We start from the raw sequence: 20,511 nt of genomic DNA, 5'->3' as shown, positions 1-20,511 counted from the left end.
TCATGACCGCATCCGCTTCTCCCCCTCGCCCCACCCGACCTCACGGGCTCGTCCCGGCCATGGTGGCCCCGTTTCTCTCCTCGCACTTGGCCGGGGTGTTTCTGGTCCTGGCCCTGGCCCTGGGCGTCGCGGCCCTGCTGGTCATGCCCCGGGAGGAAGAGCCGCAGATCGTCGTGCCCATGGCCGACGTGATCGTCCAGGCCCCGGGAGCAGGACCGGAAGAGGTGGAAAAGCTGGTGGCCACGCCGCTGGAAAAGCTGCTTTGGCAGATCGACGGGGTGGAGTACGTCTATTCCGTGTCCCGGCGGGACCAGGCCGTGGTCACGGTCCGGTTCTTCGTGGGCGAGGACCGGGAACGTTCCCTGGTCAAGCTGCACAACAAGATCACCATGCACGAGGACCAGGTTCCGCCGCTGGTCGCGGACTGGCTGATCCGGCCCGTGGAAATCGACGACGTGCCCGTGCTCACCGTGACCCTGTACTCCCCGACCCGGTCCGACTTCGAGCTGCGCCGGATCGGAGAGGAGTTTCTGGCCCGGCTGTCCGAGGTCCCGGAAGTGTCCCGAGCCGAGATCATCGGCGGACGCCACCGGGAAGTCCGGGTGGAGCCGGACCCGCTGCGCATGGCCGGACACGGGGTGACCTTCGCCGACCTGGACCGGACGTTGACCGCGGCCGACGCGGCCCTGAGCGCCGGATCCCTGCTCCGGGACAACCAGGAGCTGAACGTGCTGGGGGACGGCCGGTTCACCACGGCCGCGGACGTGGCCGGGGTGGTGGTGGGCGTGCACCAGGGTCACAATCAGGCCCGGCCGGTCTTCCTCCGGGACGTGGCCCAGGTTCTGGACGGCCCCTGCGAACCGGTCAGCTACACCCGGATCCGCTTTGGCGAAGCGCAAGCGCGGAACCTGCACGGGGGCGGCCATTCCCTGGAAATGCCCGCGGTGACCCTGGCCCTGGCCAAGCAGCGCGGGGCCAACGCCGTGGCCGTGACCCGCGACCTTCTGGCCGCTGTAACGGAACTGCGGCCCCTGGTGCTGCCCGCGGACGTGCATCTGGAAATCACCCGGGACTACGGCCAAACCGCCCAGAACAAGGTCGGCGATCTGCTCTGGTCCCTGGTCTTCGCCGTGGCCACGGTGGTGATCGTGCTGGCCCTGACATTGGGCTGGCGGGCCGCCCTGGTGGTGGCCGTGGCCATTCCGGTCAGCTTTTCCCTGGCCCTGTTCAGCAGCCATCTGCTGGGCTACACCATCAACCGGGTGACCCTCTTCGCCCTGATCCTCTCCCTGGGTCTGGTGGTGGACGACCCCATCACCAACGTGGACAACATCCGCCGGCACATGCGCCTGAACCATCCCGGCCCGGCCTGGGCCACCCTCAGCGCGGTGGCCGAAGTCTTCGTGCCGGTGATCATGTCCACCCTGGCCATCATCGCCTGCTTTCTGCCCCTGTTCTTCATCACCGGGATGATGGGCCCGTACATGGCCCCCATGGCCGCCACCGTGCCCCTGACCGTGATCTTCTCCACGGTCTGCGCCCTGACCATCGTCCCCTGGCTCTGCCACATGCTGCTGCGCCGCAAAACAAGGCCCGGCGTCGCTCTTCCCCAGGCTTCCACTACCGGCGGCACTCCCACCGGGGTTCCGGACTGGATTCTGCGCGCCTACCGCGTGGCCATCGGCCCGTTTCTGGACTCCCGGATGCTGCGCGCGGCCCTGGTCGGCGTGGTCCTGGCCCTGCTGCTCCTGGCCGTCTCTCTGGCCGCGCTGCGCCTAGTGCCCCTGAAAATGCTGCCCTTTGACAACCGCGACGAGTTCCAGGTGGTGGTGGACATGGACGAGGGCACGCCTCTGGAAATTACGGACGCGGTGCTCCGGGACATGGCCGCCTACCTGGCCGGACTGCCCGAAACCGCCAGCGTGCTCAGCTTCGCCGGCATCGCCTCGCCCATGGACTTCAACGGCATGGTCCGGCGCTACTATGCCCGGGAAGGCGGCCACCTGGGCGACATCCGGATCAACCTGACGCCCAAGAACGAGCGCCGCCGCCAGAGCCACGAGATCGTCCTCTCCGTGCGCACCGATCTGGAGCGCATCGCCCGGGAGTGGTCGGCCACCATTCAGATCGTGGAAATCCCGCCCGGCCCGCCGGTCATGGCCACCCTGGTGGCGGAGATCTACGGCGGCCCGGAGCAGCCGTACGAACTGCTCTTCCAGGGCGCGGAGCACGTCCGGGCCAAGATGGAGGCCAAGGAATTCGTGGTGGACGTGGACGACAGCCGGGTCGCCCCCCGACCCCGGCTGACGTTCATTCCGGATCGGGAAAAAGCCGGGCTGCACGGCCTGAGCGCACGGGACCTGGTCCACACTCTGCACATGGCCGCGGCAGGAACGACTCCGGCCACGGTCCAAAGCCCCCACGAGCGGCAGACTCTGCCCGTGCGGGTGATTCTGCCCCGGGAACTGCGCGTTTCCGTAGCGGACCTGGAGGCCCTGCACGTGCGCGGAGCAAACGGGAGCATGCTGCCTCTGGGCGAGTTGGGCCGATTTGTCTGGGAAATGGAAGAACAGCCCATCCTGCACAAGAACCTGCGCCGGGTGGTCTACGTCACCGCGGAGACCGTCGGCCTGCCCCCGGCCGAAGCCGTGCTGGACCTGCAGGCCAAGCTGCGGGGCGACCCACCGCCTCCGGGCGTCGACGTGGTCTGGACCGGAGAGGGGGAATGGAAGATCACCGTGGACGTGTTCCGGGATCTGGGGCTGGCCTTTGGCGCGGCCATGATCGGGATATATCTGCTGCTGGTGGTCCAGACCGCGTCCCTGGCCCTGCCCCTGCTGATCATGACCGCCATCCCGCTGACCCTGATGGGCATCATGCCCGGGTTCTGGCTGCTGAACCTGCTCACCGGCCGGGAGGTGGACGGCTTCGCGGACCCGGTCTTCTTCACGGCCACGGCCATGATCGGGATGATCGCCCTGGGCGGCATCGTGATCCGCAACTCCCTGGTGCTCATCGACTTCATCCGGGCCGCCGTGGACCGGGGCCAGGACTTCAAGGACGCCGTGCTCCAAAGCGGGGCCATCCGCCTCCAGCCCATCGTGCTCACCGCCCTGACCACGGCCCTGGGCGTCTGGCCCATCACCCTGGACCCGGTCTTCTCCGGCTTGGCCTGGGCCCTGATCTTCGGCCTGATCGCCTCCACCCTCTTCACCCTGGTGCTGATCCCCGTAGCCTACTTCGTCCTGTTCCGGCCGCGGGACGGGGAGGTCCGGGACAGCTAAATCCGAGGCAAGGCGGCCAGAAAACGCTGTTGCCGCAAGGCCGGGTCGGAAGCCCGAACCGCGGGTAAAGCCGGACGGATGTCCCGAATTCGACTGGCGGGCGAGGGATGGGTGCGGGCAAAGTCCGGTCCTCCCGGAGTCAGCTTGGTATCCATGACCTCCAGCATGCTGACCAGGGCCGCGCTGTCATAGCCGGCGCGGTCCAAGATCACGGCCGCGGCCCGGTCCGCCTCGCGCTCGGCGGTGCGGGAGTAGCCGTTGACCGCCAGGGTGTTCACCACGTCCGAGACCGATTCCTCGAAAATATCCGTCAGCTGGGCCAGGTCCGCTCCGCCCAGGGTCCGCGCCCCTTCAGCGGCCAGGATGGTGAAGGCCGACGTCAGCCGGGCCCGCTGGATAGTCTGAATGCCATGATGATGCTGGATATGGCCGACCTCATGGGCCAGAACCGCGGCCACGGCGTCCTCGGAGACGCAGCAGCGCAGCATGCCGCGGGTGATGAAGATCAACCCGCCAGGCGCGGCAAAGGCATTGATTTCATCGGAGTCCAGGATCAGGAAATGGTAGCCGCCGAAGGTCTCGGGCATGTCCGATGACAAACTGACCATGGTGCCCACCAGGTTGACGTAGGCATTGGCTCCTTGGTCGGCGTAGGGCTTGTAGGAACCCAGAATCGTGGCCCCTACGGTCCGGCCGATGTAGTATTCCTGCTCCGGGGTGATGTCCTCGAAGCTTCGGCCGATGGCCGTACCCACCCGGGCCACGGACTGGGCCTGCTGCTCGTCCAGCACCCCCGCCGCACGCCCAAAATCCGCGGCGATCTCCGCGGTCTTGCACCCGGACAGCAACCCCGCCAGCCCCCCTGTCAGCAATGGCCCGGCGCACGCCCCGGCCAAGCCCGCCTTGCTCGACCAAGCCAAAAAATCTCGTCTTGACCACAAATTCATGGACATAACCTCCTCTAGGCCAAGCGCAATTGCCCTTCCTGGGCAAATCGACGGATCTGGGCCATGGTCGGGGCCGAAGCCTGCATTTGATCGATCCTGCGAAAGTCCAGGTTCGGGTTCCGGGAGCGAAACTCCCGCTCCACTTCCTCACTAAACCCTTTCCCGGCCAGGGCGATCTCACCGGTGGTCGCCGCCCGCTCCACGTCCTCGGCCCCGGCCTGGAGCACGATCCGCTTGCTGCTCAAGGCCGAGCCGTGCATCCAGCCAGCCAACGACGTACCGGGAACAGCCACCCGCGCCCATCCGGCCCGCTCCTCCAACACCTGAACCTGCCGGGCGTACGCCACCTCCCCGACAATCCCGGCCAAAAAAGACGGGGAAGACCGGAGCTGGCCGGTCTGGACCTGAACGCTCATCATTCGCGACATGGTTCACCTCGATTAGTCGGAAAAATGAATTGAAATAATACAGATTGCATCAATCTTTACGATTTACACTGATTCGTTGGCATTTTTCATAAACAAATTCAGGGTCGAGATCGATTTCGGAGTCCCATTCTATGGTATCAAAAGGCACCCGAACACGTCTGAACGTATCGCGGTCCTTTAGTCGTTGAAAAACACCGAAATCGAGATACGGCCTCATGTCCAAAGTCCCGTGTTCGCCATTGTCGAATTCAATGGAAAGCATGTAATCTTCGGAAGGGACGACCTTCTTTACTGATGGATACACGGCCTGGCCTCCTATTGTAGCGGCTGAATCTTGAAAGGCTCTTCGCCATTCATTACCAACGCCCAATCCGCCATTAATTCATCCTGGCGGAGCTCCGCCCACGCCAACACAAGCCTTGTCTGCTTTTTTGGCAGATTGCCTTGAATGACTTCGCACGTGCGGATGTCCACAGTCGCTCTGAACTCGCCGTAATAGACGTGAAAATGCGGAGGCGGATGCTCGTCCGGAGCGAAGTACATTCGTATAATGATGCCATAGAAAATTGAGATTGTTGGCATAAACCTCACTCCAGCTCAGTCGTGGCTGCATAAATTGATTGATTTTGGCGCTAACCCGCAGCCCTTCCCGCTTCATCAACCTTCCCTAAACATCCCCCATTCTCCACATCTATGCAAGCTCTTCCCGTAAAGCGGCGACCAGGGCTTCCTTGACCTCGGCCACCCCCGGCTCCTCCCGCCCCAACTCACCGTGGACCGAGGTGACCCGGACGCCGGACAGACCACAGGGGGTAATCAGATCAAACAGAGAGGTATTCAGTCCGACGTTCAAGGCCAGGCCGTGAAACGTGACCCAGTTTTTAAGGGCCAGGCCGATGGAGGCGATTTTGCGGTCTTGGATCCAGACTCCGGGACGGCCGGGGTTGCGGGCGGCGGGCAGGCCGTAGGGCGTCAGGGTCCGGATCACGGCTTCTTCCAGGTCAAAGACGAGTCGGCGCAGTCCTCCGGGACGCTGGTTCAGACGCAGGATGGGGTAGATAACGAGTTGGCCGGGGAAGTGGCAGGTCACGCTGCCTCCGCGGGCGGCGTGGACGAGTTGGATGCCGCGCTCGGCCAGGGTTTCCGGGGAAACGAGCAGATGTTCCGCGCCGCTGTTGCGGCCCAGGGTAATCACCAGCGGGTGCTCCAGCACCAGAAGCCGCTCCGCTCCTCCGGTCGCCACATCCCGCACGGCCTCGGCCTGGATTCCCAGGGCTTGGTCATAGGGCATGAGGCCCAAATCCCGGACGATCAGGCTCCGGTCCGCCAGGTAGATGGGGGAAGGAACGGCGCCTTTCAGATTGCCAGTGACCACGGCGGGAAACTCCCGCCCGGAGGTCACTCCGCGGCTTGCTCGTGGGTCAGGCAATGCAGGGTTCCAAAGCCCCAGACTAGGTCCACGGCATGGATGCCCACCACCTTTCGGTCCGGGAACAGATCGGCCAGGATGCCCAGGGCGATCCGATCTTGCGGATCGTTGAACGTGGGCACGACGACCGTGGCGTTGCTGATGTAGAAATTGGCGTAACTGGCTGGGAGCCGAATGTTCTCGAAGTACAGGGGCGCGGGTATGGGCAGGGCCACGACCTCGAGCCGGGAGCCGTCTTCCAGGCGGGCGGACTCCAGGCGCTCGCGGTTTTCCCGCAGCGCACGGTAGTTGGCGTCCTTGGGGTCGTTTTCCCGGACCAGAACCACGGTGTTCGGATTCACGAACCGGCACAGGTCGTCCACGTGGCCGTGGGTGTCGTCCCCGGCGATCCCGTCCCCCAGCCAGATCACGTTGGTCACACCCAGATGCTCAAGCAGAGCCGCTTCCAGGTCTTCGCGGCTCAGGCCGGGATTGCGGACCTGGGTTTGCTGGTCCAGCAGACATTCCTCGGTGGTCAGCAGCGAACCCCGACCATTGCCGTCGATGGCCCCGCCCTCCAGAACCACCGTCCGGTCGCCGTGACGCAGCGGAGTCAGGGGAATGTCCAAGGTTCGGGCGATATGCTCCGGCACCGCGGCGTCCAGCTCATGGTCCGGGTACTTGGCCCAGCCGGAGAAGCCGAAGCGCACGGCGTGCGTCCGTTTGTTCTGGCCGTCGTGGGCATGAACAAAAGCCGGACAATAGTCACGTGTCCAGACGCGGTTCGTGGGAATGGGGAAAAACGTCACCTGTCCCAGGTCCACATGGGAGCGCTTCAGGAGATTGCGGACTTCCAGTTCCTGCTCCGGGGAACGGACCAGAATCCGCACCGGTTCGGACAGTGCCAGATGACGGACGATTTCCGCGTACACCCACCGAATGGGCGCGAACTTGCCCGGCCAGTCCCGGGCATTGTGCGGCCAGGCCAACCACGTGGCCGCGTGGGGCTCCCACTCGGCGGGCAGACGATATCGGACGGTCATGCCTCATCCCCCAAATAGCGACTCGTGATCCCGCCGTAGGCGTCGATGCGGCGGTCGCGGAAAAAGGGCCAATGTTGGCGGACGGTTTCCAGGCGGGCGGGGTCAATTTCAGCCAGCAGGATTTCCTCCTTGTCCGCCGAGGCCCGGCAAAGCAGCTCGCCCATGGGACCGGCGACAAAGGAGTTGCCCCAGAACTCGATGCCCGGCCCTCCTCCGGGCGGGACTTCGTGACCAACGCGGTTGACCACGGCCACGTAAACGCCGTTGGCCACGGCGTGCCCCCGCTGCACCGTGACCCAGGCGTCCTGCTGCTCTTCTCCGAACCTGTCCTTCTCTTCGGGATGCCAGCCGATGGCCGTGGGGTAGAACAGGGCCAGGGCCCCGCGCAGGGCAGTGAGCCGGGCCGCTTCAGGGTACCACTGGTCCCAGCAGACCAGACCGCCGATCCGGCCGAAACGGGTGTCAAAGGCTCTGAATCCGGTGTCGCCGGGAGCGAAGAAATATTTTTCGTAATAGCCGGGATCGTCCGGGATGTGCATTTTGCGGTACACGCCGAGCAGCGATCCGTCCGCGTCGATGATCGCCAGGGTGTTGTGGTAAACCCCGGGCCCGCGGCGCTCAAACAGGGAGGCCAAGACCACGACCCCCTCCTCCCTGGCCACGCGCCCAAGAGCCTCGGTGGACGGGCCGGGAATGGATTCGGCCAGGGCGAAAAATTCCGGATCCTCGTGCTGGCAGAAATACTGCGACCGGAACAATTCCGGCAGACAGACCACTTGTGCGCCCAGGCGGGCGGCCTGATGCACGAACTCCTCGGCCTTGGCCAGGCTTTGGGCCGGATCCGAGGGAATGGAAATCTGGGGCAGACCGACAAGGAACGGAAGAACGGCGTGTGTTTTCATGGGGCGGTGTTCAAGGTTGAGGTTGAATCCGACGCAACGAGGGCGGACTCGGCGACCTCCGAGGCGTGGTAGCTGCTGCGCACCAGCGGAGCGGAAAAGACCGTGCCGATGCCCTCGGCCCTGGCCAACGTGGCCAACTCGGCGAACTCTTCGGGAGACGGATAGCGGATCACCGGATGATGTGCCGCGGACGGGGCCAGGTACTGGCCCATGGTCAGGATGGCGCACCCCGAGGCGGCCAGATCGCGGAAAACCCGGCGCAGTTGCTCCCGTGTCTCACCCAGTCCGAGCATCAGACCGCTCTTAGTGTGCACGTTCTGTTCGCGCTCCTTAGCCCAATCCCGAGCCCGGGCCAAGAGCTCCAGACTGCGGGCGTATCCGGCCTGAGGGCGTACTCGGGGGTACAAATCCGGCACGGTTTCCAGGTTGTGGTTGAGCACGTCCACCCCGGATTCCAGCACGGTTTCCAGCGCGTCCCGGCTGCCCTGAAAATCCGGGATCAGCACTTCCACGGCCAGTCCGGGAATGTTGGTCTTGAGCTGCCGAACCACCCGCGCGAAATGTTCGGCTCCACCGTCGGGCAGGTCGTCCCGGGTCACGGAGGTGATCACCGCGTACCGCAGGCCCATTGCAGCCACGGCTTGGCTGACCCGGAACGGCTCGTCCCCGGCCACCGGGCCGGGCCGGCCGGAGGTGATGTTGCAAAAAGCGCAGGACCGGGTGCAAACGTCGCCCAGGATCAAAAAGGTGGCCGTTCCGCTGGAGAAGCACTCCCCGATGTTCGGACACCGGGCGCTCCGGCAGACCGTAGCCAGGCCCAGGCCCCGAAGATTCTCGCTCAGTTGGAAAAAGCGTCCGTCCCGTGGCAGTGGCCGACGCAACCACGGCGGTTTTCGGAGGGCGCTCGATGTTGCGACGGTTGAAGATGGCGTGGTGTGCATGCGTGAAAAAAGCACACGGGACGAACGTTGGTTCGCCCCGTGCGGCTGGGAGGAAGAAAGGGGGTTGGCGAAAAAAACTTGTTCTTGGCCTGCTAATGGCCCTGTTCCTTGACGTCGCGATATCCGTCTTCCCGAAGCCGGACCACGCGAACCATATAGCCCCCTTCGCCGGGAGCGCACTGCGGGCACCCTTCGGCCAGAATCAGACACTGGGCGTCCAGTTTTTTGGTGTCGATTCCTGACTGTTCAATAATTTGACTGGCTTCACCTTGGTTCCAGATCAGTGGGCGACCACATTGATGACATTCCACGAACATCAATTCCGGATCAAAGCCCTTTTTCGGGGAATGCTGACGATTCAAGCCGGTAACAGGGGGGTTGCTCTTACAGCTTACGTCTCGATTGCATCTGTTTTTTTCCATGCCCTCTCCTTATGGCTTGAGTCGGAGGTCGTCAATGTTGACCCGACTTTTCGATGAGGTTGACCCTACCATGCCCCGTTCGCACGGAGATGTAAAGTCTACAGTAAGACGAAAAGGCTGGTTGGCAATACGTTTGGTCCGGTTGTCGCGAAAAAAACGTGAATCCGTCGCGCCCGCCGACCTCGTTCCCCCCATCGACCTCACGCCAAACTCAAGCCCAATTTACATCAACAAAAGCAAACTCAGTGCCATCACCCCCATGCCGACGATCAGGGCGTACACCGGGGCATGGCCCTGGTCGTATTCCTTGGCTGCGGGGAACAACTCGTCGATGGAGATGAAGACCATGATTCCGGCAACCCCGGCGAATATCAGCCCGAACACGGTGTCCGAGAAGAACGGACGCAGGATCAGATAGCCGATCACCGCGCCCAGCGGCTCGGCCAGCCCGGAGAGCAGAGAGAGCCAGAAGGCCTTCATCCGGCTGCCCGTGGCATAGTAGATGGGCACGGCCACCGCGATGCCCTCGGGGATATTGTGCAGGGCCACGGCCACGGCAATGGCCACGCCCAGAGTAGGATCGTGAAGAGTGGCAAAAAACGTGACCATGCCCTCGGGAAAATTGTGGATGGCAATGGCCAGGGCAGTGAAAATCCCCATCCGGTGCAGTTTTTGTTTGGAGCGATCCGGCGGGGAGGTAATTTCATCCGCGGAGCGGACATGGTGCGGATTTTCATATTCCGGGACCAGACGGTCGATAATCCCGATGAAGAAAATCCCGGCAAAGAACCCCGCGGTCATCAGCCAGGCCGCTCCTTGCTCGCCGTAAACCGGTTCCAGCAGTTCCATGGACTCCGGAAGCATTTCCACAAAGGATATGTAGATCATCACCCCGGCGGAAAAGCCCAGGGCCGTGGCCAGAAAAAGCTTGTTCTCCCGTTTGACGAAAAAGGCCAAAAAACTGCCGAACCCTGTGGACAGTCCCGCAAAAGTGGTCAAAGCGAAGGCCAGTAAAAGATTTTGTTCCATGTCAACGCACCTCCAGGGTTTGGCCAAGGCCAAGGTTGTCGTACATCCTCGCAATATCCAGGTGCTGGCGCACATGGTCCGCCAGACGATCCAGAGCGATTTCCGTGTCCCAGTCTCCGACGGCGGTCAGGGGCGATTCGCCCTTGGCGGTCAGGATCGCGTTCAAAAGCCAGCGCCGAAATAGCGCGTCGTCGAAGATGCCGTGCAGATACGATCCCCATATGGGCTTGTCGCGCAGCCCCAGGCCGATGACTCGGCCATCTGCCGTCTTCACGGCGACGACCAGGTCGGCGCATCCGGGCTCCGGAGCGGATTGCCCATGATGGATTTCATACCCCGTGACCTCCAGCCCCGAGACGGAATGCTCGGCCACGGTCCGTCGCAACGTCTTGTCCGGTTCCAGACAGGTGGTCAACGCAAGCAGCCCCAGACCGGGGATGGACGTCCGGGTCGCGGACTCCAGGCCGTGAGGGTCCTCGATCCGCATGCCGAGCATCTGGTATCCGCCGCAAATGCCCAGAATCTGCGTTCCGCCGGCCTCAGCCAGCCTGACCACGGCCTCGGCCAGGCCCCGCCGGCGGACAAAATCCATGTCCGCCATCACGTTCTTGCTGCCGGGCAGGATCAGCAGGTCCGGAACGCCCAGTTCCCCGACATGGCGGACCAGGCGCACGGCCACGCCCGGCTCCGCGGCCAGGGGGTCCAAGTCTGTAAAATTGGAGATATGCGGCAGGTCCAGGCAAGCCACGTCCAACGCCACATCCTGGGCCACACCCTGGCCCGGGCCGCTTACCCCACGCGACCGGTCCGGACGAAACAGCGCGCCCTGCTTGAAGTTCACGGAGTCTTCCTCAGGCAGCCCCAGGTCGGCTAGATAGGGAACCACCCCTAACACGGGCCGGGCCGTGCGCCGAGCAACCCAGTCCAAGGCCGGGTCCAGCAGGGAGCGCTGGCCGCGAAATTTGTTGATCACCAGTCCGCGGACCAGGTCTCGCTCCCATTTCTCCAGCATGTCCATGGTCCCGCTCAGGGCCGCGAACACGCCGCCCCGGTCGATGTCGCCCACCAGATAGACCGCGGCCCGGGCGTGGCGGGCCATGGTCATGTTCACAAGGTCATGATGCCTGAGATTGATCTCCGCCGGACTGCCGGCCCCCTCCAGGACCATTACGTCGTGCTCCGCGGACAGCCTGTCGTAGGCGTCGTGAACCAGGCCCCGCAGCTCTTCCTTGGCCCGGATGTAGGCCCCCACGGTCATGTTGCCCCGTGGCGCTCCCATGACAATGACCTGGGAGCCGGTTTCGGAATTGGGCTTGAGCAGAATCGGGTTCATCCGTCGGTCCGGCTCCAGGCCGCAGGCCTGGGCCTGAAGGATCTGGGCCCGGCCGATTTCCCCGCCGTCCGGAGTGACCCCGGAATTCAGGGCCATGTTCTGGGCCTTGAACGGGGCCGGGGAAAACCCGTCCTGACGCAGAATCCGGCACAGAGCCGCGGTGAGCAGGCTTTTCCCGGCATTTGAGCAGGTGCCCTGAAACATCAGGGCCGGGGTGGCCCGCTTGCGGGGCCGCGAGCGGGGCCAGGCCGGGGAGTGGAGCCGACCGGCGGGCTCCAGCGCTTCGCCCAGGGCGTCCAGCAGGAGATCATTCTCCTCGGGCCGACGCACGGCCAGTCGAAAATACGAGCTGTCCAGGCCCGGAAAGTTCGCGCAGGCTCGAATGGCGATCCGTTGACCAAGCAGCTTCCCGGCCAGCCGACCGGCGTCGAATTCCGGACCGAGACCGCGACACAGCAGGAAATTGGCCTCCGAGGAAAAGACCCGCAGGCCCGCCATCCCGGCCAGGGCCGCGGCGAACCGGTCCCGCTCCAGGACCGTGCGTTCCCGGCTCTCCCGCTGAAATTCGGCGTCCTGAAGGCACCGCGCTCCCGCGATCTGGGCCAGGGTGTTCACGGACCAGTCCGGGGAGCGCTTGCGGTAGCGCGTTGCCAGGGCGGGCTCCATGGCCGCCAGACCGATGCGCAGTCCGGGCAGGGCGTAAAATTTAGTCAGGGAGAGCAGAACGATCACGTTGGGCGGACGCCGGTGAAGTAGCCGATCCAGTCCGTGCACGAAGTCCGCGAAAGCCTCGTCCACGATGAACCAGCACCTGGGATGCTCCGCGGCCAGGGCCCGCAGACGGTCGGGGGAAAAGGTCCGCCCAGTGGGATTGTTCGGCTGGCCCAGAAAGGTCAGGGCCGGAGAGCGCGAATCCTCACGGAGCCTGTCGTGAAGCCGGTCCCAATCCAGCGCGAAATCGTCACGCGGCTCCAGGGGAAGATGGTTCACCTCCAGCCGGTGGGCCGCGCACGTCGCGGCGTAGTCGGCATAGGCCGGTCCGGGGATGACGGACCGCCCCGGCCTGGAGTCCCCGACAAACAGGAGCGGAAGGCGATGCAGAATCTCCGCCGTACCGTTGTCCGCCACCAGTTCGTTTACGGAAATGCCGTAATGCCCGGAAGCGGCCTGAAGCAGTTCGGAGCAGTCCGGATCGGGATAGTGCCGCAGGTCCGAAACAACATCCCGGATCGTTTCACCGAGCCAGGAGGGTGGCCCGAAAGGGTTGATGCTGGCCGAAAAATCCAGAATCTCCCGTGGTTCGCACCCCAAATTCCGGGCCAGTTGCCAGATGTTTCCGCCATGGGTTCGCGTGTCCATTCTTCAAGTATGGGCCTGACGACGTTGATTCGTCAATATCAGTGCACGGTTGAGAGGCCTGCTCGCGGCGTTGGTTTGCAATGACGCTGGAAAGCGATTACGGATCGATCCCATGGTCATCGACGTCGTTTCGCTGCTTCACGCCAATAACCTACTGGTATTCTTCCTTGTTCTTGGCCTGGGCTATCTGGTCGGCAACCTGAACTGGCGTGGGCTCGAGGTGGGCCCAACCTCCGGAGTGCTCTTGGCCGGTTTGTTCTTCGGCCACTTCGGTTTTCAGGTGCCCCACTCCGTGCAGGAAGTCGGATTCGTCCTGTTCATCTACTCCGTGGGCTTGCAGGCCGGTCCCCGATTTTTCAGCGTCTTTGCCCAGGACGGCTTGAAGTATTTGGCCCTGTCCGTGGTGGTTGTGCTCAGCGCCATTGGCGCGGCCCTGCTCCTGGGGGCCATGCTGGAACTCGGCCCGGCCATGATCGCCGGAATGGTCGCCGGCGCCTTGACCAGCACGCCGACCCTGGCCGCTTCCGAGGCCGGAATCCGCGACGGCCTGGCCCACGCCCTGTCCGCAGAGCAAATCGAAGTTCTCCTGGGCGACCTCACGGCCAGCTATGCCATCACCTATCTTTTCGGGTTGGCCGGATTGATCGCCTGCATCCGTTTTCTGCCAAGGCTGCTGTGCATCGACCTGCCAGCCGAGGCCGCCAAGCTGGCCCGGAAGAGCCGGAGTGGCTTCGGTACGGACGAGGGTGAGGACCAGGATCTGGAAGAGAGCCGCAGCCTGCGGGTTCGGGCCTTTGAGGTCGTCAATCCGAAGATCATCGGCAAACCGCTGCGTGACTTGCAGTTCGTGCGGACCACGGGGTGCGTGATCCAGCAGGTTCGACGTGGGGATGAACTGTTCCTGCCCGACGCCCAGACCACCCTGCAACACGGCGACCTGGTCGCCGTAGCCGGCCCGCTGACCAAGTTGGAAGGATTGACCGACTACATCGGCCCAGGAACTTTCGACGCCCATCTCCTGGAAACCCCCATCGACACCGTGGCCGTGGTGGTCAGCAAGTCTGGGGCCGTGGGCAAGCGGATCAGCGAGCTGCACATTCCCGCGGTCTACGGCTGCTTCATCACCAGGGTCATCCGGACCCAGGTGGAACTGCCGATGAGCCTGGATTTTCAGGTGGAAAAAGGCGACGTGCTGGTGGTCACCGGCCTGAAGAATCGCCTTGAGCGCTTGGTCAGCGCCTTCGGTTACGTGGAGCGTCGATTCGTGCAGACCGACCTGTTGACGTTTTGCTTCGGCATTGTCGGCGGCATGCTGCTGGGCCAGATCAGCGTCAAGATCGGCGACGTGGCCGTGGGACTGGGCACGGCCGGGGGCCTGCTCTTCGCCGGACTGACCATCGGCTTCCTGCGCTCCATGCACCCGACCTTCGGCCGGGTCCCGCCCGCGGCGCGCTGGATTCTGCGGGAACTGGGTCTGCTCTTTTTCATGGCCGGCATCGGGGTCAAGGCCGGGGTGGGCATCGTGGACGCCCTGCTGTCCGTGGGCCTGCCGCTCTTTTTCAGCGGAATGGTGATCACTCTTACCCCTGTCATCGTCGGCCTGCTCTTCGGCCGCTTCGTGCTCGGCATTCAACCCGCTCTACTCCTGGGAGCCATCACCGGCGCCATGACCAGCACCCCCTCCCTTAACGTGATCACCCAAGCCGCAAAAAGTCCCATCCCCGCCCTGGGCTACGCCGGAACCTACACCTTTGCCAACGTCTTCCTGGCCCTGGCCGGAACGGTGCTGGTGTACCTGTAACCCTCCACTCTACACTCGAAACAAAAAACGCCACAGCCTCCTTTCATTTCAAGGAAACAACAGCGTTTTCAATGAGATATCGAGAATCCGGCCCACGCCGATCAACGCGACATGGTTAATTTCGTGAAGCGGATGCGCAAATGGCCCAGTCAAGTCCTTCTGGTGCAAGGCGATCAAGGCGCACAAGAGGCCTCGCGCGACGAACTGCTAAAAACGGCACGGGAACGCGGACACGCCATGGAATAGGAGCTCCCCAGGGACGACATGGAGCGGGGATCAGCCAAAGGACCAGAATTCCCGCCGAAATCACCCCAGAACCTCGCGTACTTTGGCCGCCAGAACCCGCAATTGGTACGGCTTTCCGAGAAAGCCTTTGGCTCCGGACAACAGGAGATCATTGCTCTGGCATTTGGCCGCATTCCCGCTGATGATCAACACTTTGGCCGAAGGGTCGAGGCGCAACAGCTCCTGGAGACATCCGCACCCGCCCATGCCCGGCATGCTCAAGTCCAGCAGGACCAGGTCGATGGCTTTGCCGTTGCGCTGATACATATCCAAGGCCTGCTCTCCGCTGGCCGCGCATTGTACGGCATACCCGAACGACTCCAACGCCTCCTGGGTCAGTTCCCGGATATCAGGCTCGTCGTCCACCACCAGAATGGTTTTGCTGCCGCTTTTGGAGACGGCTTTGGGCGGCTTGTCGCATTTTGCCTCGCCCTCCTGCTCCGCAACCGGTAGATAAACTGAAAAGATCGTACCTCGGCCGGACCGGCTGGTACATTGAATGTACCCGCCATGCGCCTTGACGATACCGTAGACCGAAGCCAAGCCCAGACCGGTGCCCTTGCCTACTTCCTTGGTGGTAAAGAAAGGGTCGAAGACCTGTCGCAAAACTTCTGACTCCATGCCGACCCCCGTGTCCGTCACCGTCAAGAGCACATGCCTTCCGGGCTTTGCGCCCATGTGCGAACGAACGAACTCCTCGCCCAGGATCACGTTCTGCGTTGCAATGGCCAGCCGGCCTCCGGAGGGCATGGCGTCCACGGCATTTTTCGTCAGGTTGAGAAGTATCTGCTCAATCTGCAACGGGTCGGCGCTTATCGGCCATGTTTGGCACTGCACGCCCAGTTCAACATGAATCGAAGCGGGAATGGTTCCCTCAAGCATTCCGGCAATTTCCTCCAGCTCATACCCGAGATCAATGTGCTGCATCTGGGGCTCGGTTTTGCGACCAAAGACCAACAATTGCCGAACCAGAGCCGCCGCGCGATCAATGGATTTACTCACCGTGCGCAGATGTTTGTTTGCAATATATCTGCCCGGATTGGCATGGAGGAGAAGCTGAATTTTTCCGCCCATGATCTGCAACAAATTATTGAAATCATGGGCCACGCCTCCGGCCAGGATGCCCAAGGCCTCCATCTTCTGGGCCTGGAGCAACTGGCCTTGCAATTTTTCCCGCTCCGCCTCGGCCCGCATACGGTCGGCCATTTCCACTTCCAGGCGTTCGACCTTTTCTTCCAGAGCAGAATTGACCCGGCGAATCAGCCGATACAGCTCATAACTTTCCAAGGTTTGGGCAGCGGACTGCATCATGATTGAAAGAATAGCCAGGGACGTGTCCGGGATTGATTTCCGAGAATCCGTGGGAATGCCCAAAAAAAAACCCCGGCACCGGGTAATCGTGTTCAAGGCATGCATCAGCACCTCGCACCCGTCAACCTCGACGAACGTGTGGCTGGCATCATGCAAAGCCAGGGACAGGGTCCGATCCTCAAAAAGACGGTCAAAAACCGCACTGAGATGCGGCGCGGATTCCAACGGCCTGCACAGGGCCATATCCAGAACCGCGCTCTGCTCATCCATCAGGTAGAATGCGGCGGCTTTCCACGGGATCAACTGATGGGTCTTGTCGTGAAACTCCTCAAGAATCGTCCGCGGATCATCGATGCGATTCAGACTGGTACCTTGTCTGCCCATTTCCAACACCAGTTGAAGCGCCTGGAGTGACGCCCTGTTGACCTCTTCCAGGTACGACACTCGACGAATGCGCGAATCAGAGAAATCCAAAGGGAGAGCCATTGTCGTTTACCCGAAAAATATCCGCATGGTGTGTCCAACCTGGGCATCGACTTGGCGAGCCAGCACCGGAAGCACGTTCTTGGACAGCCCCAAACTCTCCCAAGCGTGGCGGTCCAGGGGCGGAACCAGGGTTGAGCCGCTATTGCCCAGAGACAAAGAATGGGTTAAAAAATCAGCAACATGGATCATGACTGCATCTCGGGCATATCCGCAAATACCGGGAGCATGATGGTATCTCACGGCCAGGAGCAAGTTTTCCGGCAACTGCCATTTCCCCAAAACCAACTCGGCCAGCCTTGCATGATCAAAGCCCCAGCGCGCATTTTCCAGATCGTGCAAAGCCACGTTCAGCCGACGGGATTCGGCTAATACGGACTGAACCGCCTGCACGCGATTTTTGAGCATGATCAATCGTCCGACATCGTGGAGCAGGCCGGCGACGAAAAAATGCTCCTTGTCCTGCTCGTTGCAGTGCGCGGCCAAAACCATACCCATAATGCCGCAAGCCACGGAATGCTTCCAAAAACCGGCCATATCCAGCAGTTTGCCTTGCACCCCCTGAAACATATTGATCACGGAGATACCCATTGCCAGGCCCGCGACTTTATCCTGCCCTAAAAGCACGATGGCTCGGGAAATGGTGTCGACTTTTTGTGGAAATCCGTAGAATGGGGTGTTCACGACCTTGAGGAGCTTGGCCGAGAGGGCCACGTCCTTGCCGACCACTTCCGCGACGTAGGCCGCGGAAGCCAGGGGATCGCTGGAAGCCTGCAAAATGTGGCGTAAAATGTCGGGGTGCGAGGCCAGTTCGAGTTCCTGTTGGGCAATGTCCTCCACCTTCTCACGGCCCAACAATGCCTGCTCAGAGAGGCTGGTATCAGACAAACTCAGCGCGTCGGAATCATCACCTGAATTGAGGGCCAAGGCTTGAGCCTTGCGCAGGATGAACAGCTTGACCGCTTCGCGCACCATTGGATGGCGCACATCAGTCAGACAAAATTTCATTTTGGCCGTGCAACGGGCTTTTTCCAAATCCTCGGGATTCAGGACCGAGGGCGGCGTCTCGGCGTCCTGGTTGCCCTCCCCCAAGATATCACCCTCGACAACCCCCCATATCTTGCAAGTTTTGATATGCTGCTCCGTGAGGTGAATCCCCTGAGGCAGGAGCATTCTTCCTTGCGATGATTTCAAATCCGCGGCTAAAACCATGCCCGGCTTGAATTCATCAACCTTAAGCAGCCCCATACAACCTACTCTTCAAAAATCCAGATTTTGAAATGCAATTTCATCACTGACAGAGGTGCCACCGAGCCGCATTGATCCAATACGATGCTTGAATTGCTCATAAAGAGCGGCCTGTTCAACGCCATTGCAAACTCCTGGGGTCAGTCTTTCACCAGAATGACTGCTGAAAAAAGACCGTTGCAGAGTGAATTCATGCCAGCGGAGGATTGGCGTGTTACCACGATTCAGGTCTCTTTCCGGCTCTGCTGAGTAGCTACCTTGCATATCTTCTGATTCAAAAATCATGCTTTTTTTTTCACAAGCGCATATCACCCCCGGGACAAAAAGTCACTAACAATCTTCCCTGGCCCCTGAGCTACTTTGTTACAGCCAAACAAACGCAACTATCGAGGCTGGTAAACTTTGATGAGACCACCATGACCTGGGATTGAATTCTCGTTCCTTCCCCCTCTTCCTGCCTTATTTCGGATGCACTCAGCCTCCACGCACAAAAAAAAGCAGGTGTTCCCTCTGCAAAGGAAACACCTGCTTTTTCAATAACTTGGCGGAGAGGGTGGGATTCGAACCCACGTGCCCCGGTTAAGGGACAAGGCGATTTCGAGTCGCCCCCGTTACGGCCACTTCGGTACCTCTCCGGTTATGGCGTGATCAGAAAGCGGTTGATTCGTCGTTCGGCGGTTTACTTTGGGTGGATGCTGCCAGTGAGTTTTTTCTGCGTCCGGCGAAGAAGGAACCCAGCAGATCGGTGCATTCCTGGGCCAGGACGCCTTCGATCACCCAAAAGCGGTGGTTCAGCCAATCCAGGTCGTTGATGTTGATGCGCGAGAGCACGGCACCGGCCTTGGGGTCCCGTGCGCCGAACACCAAGCCAGCGACCCGGGCCTGAATCAAGGCTCCGAGGCACATCAGGCACGGTTCCAGGGTGACGACCAGGACACAGCCGGTCAGGCGGTGGTTTCCGACCATGATCGCGGCCTCGCGCAGGGCCAGCATTTCCGCGTGCCCAGCCGGGTCCTGGGCTGTCAGGGTTTTGTTGTGCGCAGCGGAAAGAAGCGTTCCGCTCCGGTCCAGAACCACCGCGCCCACCGGCACTTCTCCGTGGTCCCGGGCCGTCAGGGCTTCGCCCAGGGCCAGTCGCATGGGGTCCTGCCAAGGGTTCTTGCCGTTCTTAATCATGGACGGAGCATTTGGGTGCCGGGGGCACCCCTTGCGACGTCTCTGTCCAGGACGCACGCTTCACTCTCAAAGAGCAGGAGGCAAGCTGTACGAGATGGCTTCATGGCTGTCAAGAACGCGCAAGGGTGCGGTTCATCGCTTCCGCGCCCGCAGAAAGGCCACGCCGTTGCTCAGCAGCGAGACGCCCAGTTGGGCTTGGTCTCCGCGGGTCCAGGACGGATGGTTGGTCGGGTGGTTGTAGGCCTCGGGATGGGGCATCAGCCCGAGAATGCGTCCGGTGGGGTCGGTCAGGCCGGCGATGCCGCCGGGCGACCCGTTGGGATTGTGAGGGTACTCCATGGTCGGCTGGCCGGTTTCGGGATCAACGTACCGCAGGGCCACGAGGCCGTCACGCTCCAATGCGTCCAGGGTTGGGCCGTCCTTGGGCACGAGCTTGCCTTCGCCATGCCGAACCGGCAGGTACAATCCGTCAAGCCCGGACGTGAACACGCAAGGGCTGTTCGGGTTGGTTCGTAGATGGACCCAACGGTCCTCGAACCGGGCCGAGTCGTTGTGGCTCAGGCTGACCTGGCGTTCCAACGCACCGTGTCCCGTACCGGGGAGCATACCCAGCTTGACCAGCAGTTGAAAGCCGTTACAGATGCCCAGGATCAGGCCACCGGCGTCGAAAAAGCGCCTTAACTCGTCCACCAGGGGCGCGCCGGATGCTGTTTTGGCGTAGCGCCAGCGCAGGGCCGCGGCTTGGGCCGCCCCCAGGTCGTCGCCGTCCAGAAAACCTCCCGGGAAAATCAGAAAATTAAAATCGCCCAGCCGCACGTCTCCGGCGAGCAGTTCAGAAAAATGGGCCACCACGACGCGGTCCGCGTCGGCCAGCGTGGCCGCGTGGGCGGTCTCACGCTGGCAGTTGGTCCCATATCCCGCGATCACCAGCACGTTGACTATGCTCATGCACCTTGCCTCCAGAAAAAAACAACCTGAGCTTGAATCCACAACTGCCACGAATTTGAGGAGATAGAGGCAACCTTGAAATTCGTCAACCTACTCCTCAGTAGATTTTCACGACATTTTGCGGCAAGATGGATTGGTTTTGGGGGACGCGGTTACCCCTGAC

The 20,511-nt window shown here is 62.0% G+C and carries 19 protein-coding genes and 1 tRNA gene; 3 read left to right on the top strand and 17 right to left on the bottom strand.

The window, feature by feature from the left end; all coding sequences use genetic code 11:
* The first annotated feature begins 2 nt into the window (after positions 1–2).
* The gene (locus GY33_RS0104210) at positions 3–3,284 is read left to right on the top strand and encodes an efflux RND transporter permease subunit (RefSeq protein WP_031386141.1); all 3,282 of its coding nucleotides are present in this window, start codon (positions 3–5) and stop codon (positions 3,282–3,284) included.
* On the opposite strand, the gene GY33_RS0104205 is transcribed toward GY33_RS0104210, so the two are convergent.
* The 11 genes from GY33_RS0104205 to GY33_RS0104155 form a co-directional block, all read right to left on the bottom strand.
* Positions 3,281–4,231: a M48 family metallopeptidase gene (locus GY33_RS0104205; protein WP_084184803.1), complete on the bottom strand. Its 951-nt coding sequence runs from the start codon at positions 4,229–4,231 to the stop codon at positions 3,281–3,283. The two genes, GY33_RS0104210 and GY33_RS0104205, sit on opposite strands and share 4 nt — an antisense overlap.
* Positions 4,232–4,245: 14 nt before the next feature.
* Positions 4,246–4,659, bottom strand: a complete 414-nt coding sequence (locus tag GY33_RS0104200; RefSeq protein WP_051822273.1) for an SH3 domain-containing protein — start codon at positions 4,657–4,659, stop codon at positions 4,246–4,248.
* A 49-nt stretch (positions 4,660–4,708) separates the two neighbouring features.
* On the bottom strand, positions 4,709–4,963 hold the full coding sequence (locus GY33_RS0104195) for a DUF2442 domain-containing protein (protein WP_031386138.1): 255 nt from the start codon (positions 4,961–4,963) through the stop codon (positions 4,709–4,711).
* An 11-nt stretch (positions 4,964–4,974) separates the two neighbouring features.
* Positions 4,975–5,241 carry a DUF4160 domain-containing protein gene (locus GY33_RS0104190; protein ID WP_031386137.1) on the bottom strand — a complete coding sequence of 89 codons (267 nt, stop codon included), beginning with the start codon at positions 5,239–5,241 and terminating at the stop codon, positions 4,975–4,977.
* A 109-nt stretch (positions 5,242–5,350) separates the two neighbouring features.
* The gene (gene lipB / locus GY33_RS0104185; RefSeq protein WP_235185459.1) at positions 5,351–6,088 is read right to left on the bottom strand and encodes a lipoyl(octanoyl) transferase LipB; all 738 of its coding nucleotides are present in this window, start codon (positions 6,086–6,088) and stop codon (positions 5,351–5,353) included.
* Entirely contained in the window at positions 6,058–7,110 is a 1,053-nt protein-coding gene (locus tag GY33_RS0104180; RefSeq protein WP_031386135.1) for an agmatine deiminase family protein, read from the bottom strand. The genes lipB and GY33_RS0104180 overlap by 31 nt, the downstream gene beginning before the upstream one ends.
* Positions 7,107–8,012 (bottom strand): carbon-nitrogen hydrolase, encoded by a 906-nt coding sequence (locus GY33_RS0104175; RefSeq protein WP_031386134.1) that lies wholly within the window; start codon positions 8,010–8,012, stop codon positions 7,107–7,109. Before GY33_RS0104175 ends, GY33_RS0104180 begins: the two co-directional genes overlap by 4 nt.
* Entirely contained in the window at positions 8,009–8,953 is a 945-nt protein-coding gene (gene lipA, locus GY33_RS0104170) for a lipoyl synthase (RefSeq protein WP_051822272.1), read from the bottom strand. The genes GY33_RS0104175 and lipA overlap by 4 nt, the downstream gene beginning before the upstream one ends.
* Before the next feature lie 92 nt (positions 8,954–9,045).
* Positions 9,046–9,375 (bottom strand): hypothetical protein, encoded by a 330-nt coding sequence (locus GY33_RS18960; RefSeq protein ID WP_235185458.1) that lies wholly within the window; start codon positions 9,373–9,375, stop codon positions 9,046–9,048.
* Between the two features lie 222 nt (positions 9,376–9,597).
* Complete coding sequence (zupT, locus tag GY33_RS0104160) at positions 9,598–10,404, bottom strand: zinc transporter ZupT (protein WP_031386131.1); 807 nt, start codon at positions 10,402–10,404, stop codon at positions 9,598–9,600.
* A 1-nt stretch (position 10,405) separates the two neighbouring features.
* Positions 10,406–13,096 (bottom strand): cobyric acid synthase, encoded by a 2,691-nt coding sequence (locus GY33_RS0104155; RefSeq protein ID WP_031386130.1) that lies wholly within the window; start codon positions 13,094–13,096, stop codon positions 10,406–10,408.
* Between the two features lie 112 nt (positions 13,097–13,208).
* On the opposite strand from GY33_RS0104155, the gene GY33_RS0104150 reads away from it, so the two are divergent.
* A complete protein-coding gene (locus GY33_RS0104150; RefSeq protein ID WP_031386129.1) occupies positions 13,209–14,897 on the top strand; it encodes an aspartate:alanine exchanger family transporter in 1,689 nt (562 codons plus the stop codon).
* A 78-nt stretch (positions 14,898–14,975) separates the two neighbouring features.
* Positions 14,976–15,143 (top strand): MBL fold metallo-hydrolase RNA specificity domain-containing protein, encoded by a 168-nt coding sequence (locus GY33_RS21935; RefSeq protein WP_407637374.1) that lies wholly within the window; start codon positions 14,976–14,978, stop codon positions 15,141–15,143.
* Positions 15,144–15,203: 60 nt separating this feature from the next.
* Here the strand turns inward: GY33_RS21935 and GY33_RS0104145 are convergent, their stop codons facing one another.
* From GY33_RS0104145 to GY33_RS0104120, 6 genes are all read right to left on the bottom strand, one after another.
* A complete protein-coding gene (locus tag GY33_RS0104145; protein ID WP_084184771.1) occupies positions 15,204–16,979 on the bottom strand; it encodes a response regulator in 1,776 nt (591 codons plus the stop codon).
* Between the two features lie 6 nt (positions 16,980–16,985).
* Positions 16,986–18,224 carry an HDOD domain-containing protein gene (locus tag GY33_RS0104140; RefSeq protein WP_031386127.1) on the bottom strand — a complete coding sequence of 413 codons (1,239 nt, stop codon included), beginning with the start codon at positions 18,222–18,224 and terminating at the stop codon, positions 16,986–16,988.
* 12 nt (positions 18,225–18,236) lie between these two features.
* Positions 18,237–18,509, bottom strand: a complete 273-nt coding sequence (locus tag GY33_RS20885) for a hypothetical protein (RefSeq protein ID WP_152555069.1) — start codon at positions 18,507–18,509, stop codon at positions 18,237–18,239.
* 257 nt (positions 18,510–18,766) lie between these two features.
* Positions 18,767–18,859: transfer RNA gene (locus GY33_RS0104130), tRNA-Ser, on the bottom strand.
* A gap of 13 nt (positions 18,860–18,872) precedes the next feature.
* Positions 18,873–19,400, bottom strand: coding sequence for a nucleoside deaminase (locus GY33_RS0104125; protein ID WP_051822269.1), 528 nt, complete (start codon positions 19,398–19,400; stop codon positions 18,873–18,875).
* A 132-nt stretch (positions 19,401–19,532) separates the two neighbouring features.
* On the bottom strand, positions 19,533–20,348 hold the full coding sequence (locus GY33_RS0104120) for a phosphoribosylformylglycinamidine synthase subunit PurQ (RefSeq protein ID WP_031386125.1): 816 nt from the start codon (positions 20,346–20,348) through the stop codon (positions 19,533–19,535).
* Positions 20,349–20,511 lie beyond the last annotated feature (163 nt).

It is taken from the genome of Desulfonatronum thiodismutans, from assembly GCF_000717475.1.
Lineage (GTDB): Bacteria > Desulfobacterota > Desulfovibrionia > Desulfovibrionales > Desulfonatronaceae > Desulfonatronum > Desulfonatronum thiodismutans.
The sequence above is the reverse complement of the archived record's forward strand: the minus strand, read 5'-3'. Positions and strand labels throughout refer to the sequence as shown.

What these genes read in the sequence shown, in the direction of transcription:
- GY33_RS0104210 (WP_031386141.1), top strand. Translation starts at nt 3, where the DNA reads ATGACCGCATCCGCTTCTCCCCCTCGCCCCACCCGACCTCACGGGCTC.
- GY33_RS0104205 (WP_084184803.1), bottom strand. Translation starts at nt 4,231, where the DNA reads ATGAATTTGTGGTCAAGACGAGATTTTTTGGCTTGGTCGAGCAAGGCG.
- GY33_RS0104200 (WP_051822273.1), bottom strand. Translation starts at nt 4,659, where the DNA reads ATGTCGCGAATGATGAGCGTTCAGGTCCAGACCGGCCAGCTCCGGTCT.
- GY33_RS0104190 (WP_031386137.1), bottom strand. Translation starts at nt 5,241, where the DNA reads ATGCCAACAATCTCAATTTTCTATGGCATCATTATACGAATGTACTTC.
- GY33_RS0104180 (WP_031386135.1), bottom strand. Translation starts at nt 7,110, where the DNA reads ATGACCGTCCGATATCGTCTGCCCGCCGAGTGGGAGCCCCACGCGGCC.
- GY33_RS0104175 (WP_031386134.1), bottom strand. Translation starts at nt 8,012, where the DNA reads ATGAAAACACACGCCGTTCTTCCGTTCCTTGTCGGTCTGCCCCAGATT.
- lipA (WP_051822272.1), bottom strand. Translation starts at nt 8,953, where the DNA reads ATGCACACCACGCCATCTTCAACCGTCGCAACATCGAGCGCCCTCCGA.
- GY33_RS18960 (WP_235185458.1), bottom strand. Translation starts at nt 9,375, where the DNA reads ATGGAAAAAAACAGATGCAATCGAGACGTAAGCTGTAAGAGCAACCCC.
- zupT (WP_031386131.1), bottom strand. Translation starts at nt 10,404, where the DNA reads ATGGAACAAAATCTTTTACTGGCCTTCGCTTTGACCACTTTTGCGGGA.
- GY33_RS0104155 (WP_031386130.1), bottom strand. Translation starts at nt 13,096, where the DNA reads ATGGACACGCGAACCCATGGCGGAAACATCTGGCAACTGGCCCGGAAT.
- GY33_RS0104150 (WP_031386129.1), top strand. Translation starts at nt 13,209, where the DNA reads ATGGTCATCGACGTCGTTTCGCTGCTTCACGCCAATAACCTACTGGTA.
- GY33_RS0104145 (WP_084184771.1), bottom strand. Translation starts at nt 16,979, where the DNA reads ATGGCTCTCCCTTTGGATTTCTCTGATTCGCGCATTCGTCGAGTGTCG.
- GY33_RS0104140 (WP_031386127.1), bottom strand. Translation starts at nt 18,224, where the DNA reads ATGGGGCTGCTTAAGGTTGATGAATTCAAGCCGGGCATGGTTTTAGCC.
- GY33_RS20885 (WP_152555069.1), bottom strand. Translation starts at nt 18,509, where the DNA reads ATGATTTTTGAATCAGAAGATATGCAAGGTAGCTACTCAGCAGAGCCG.
- GY33_RS0104125 (WP_051822269.1), bottom strand. Translation starts at nt 19,400, where the DNA reads ATGATTAAGAACGGCAAGAACCCTTGGCAGGACCCCATGCGACTGGCC.
- GY33_RS0104120 (WP_031386125.1), bottom strand. Translation starts at nt 20,348, where the DNA reads ATGAGCATAGTCAACGTGCTGGTGATCGCGGGATATGGGACCAACTGC.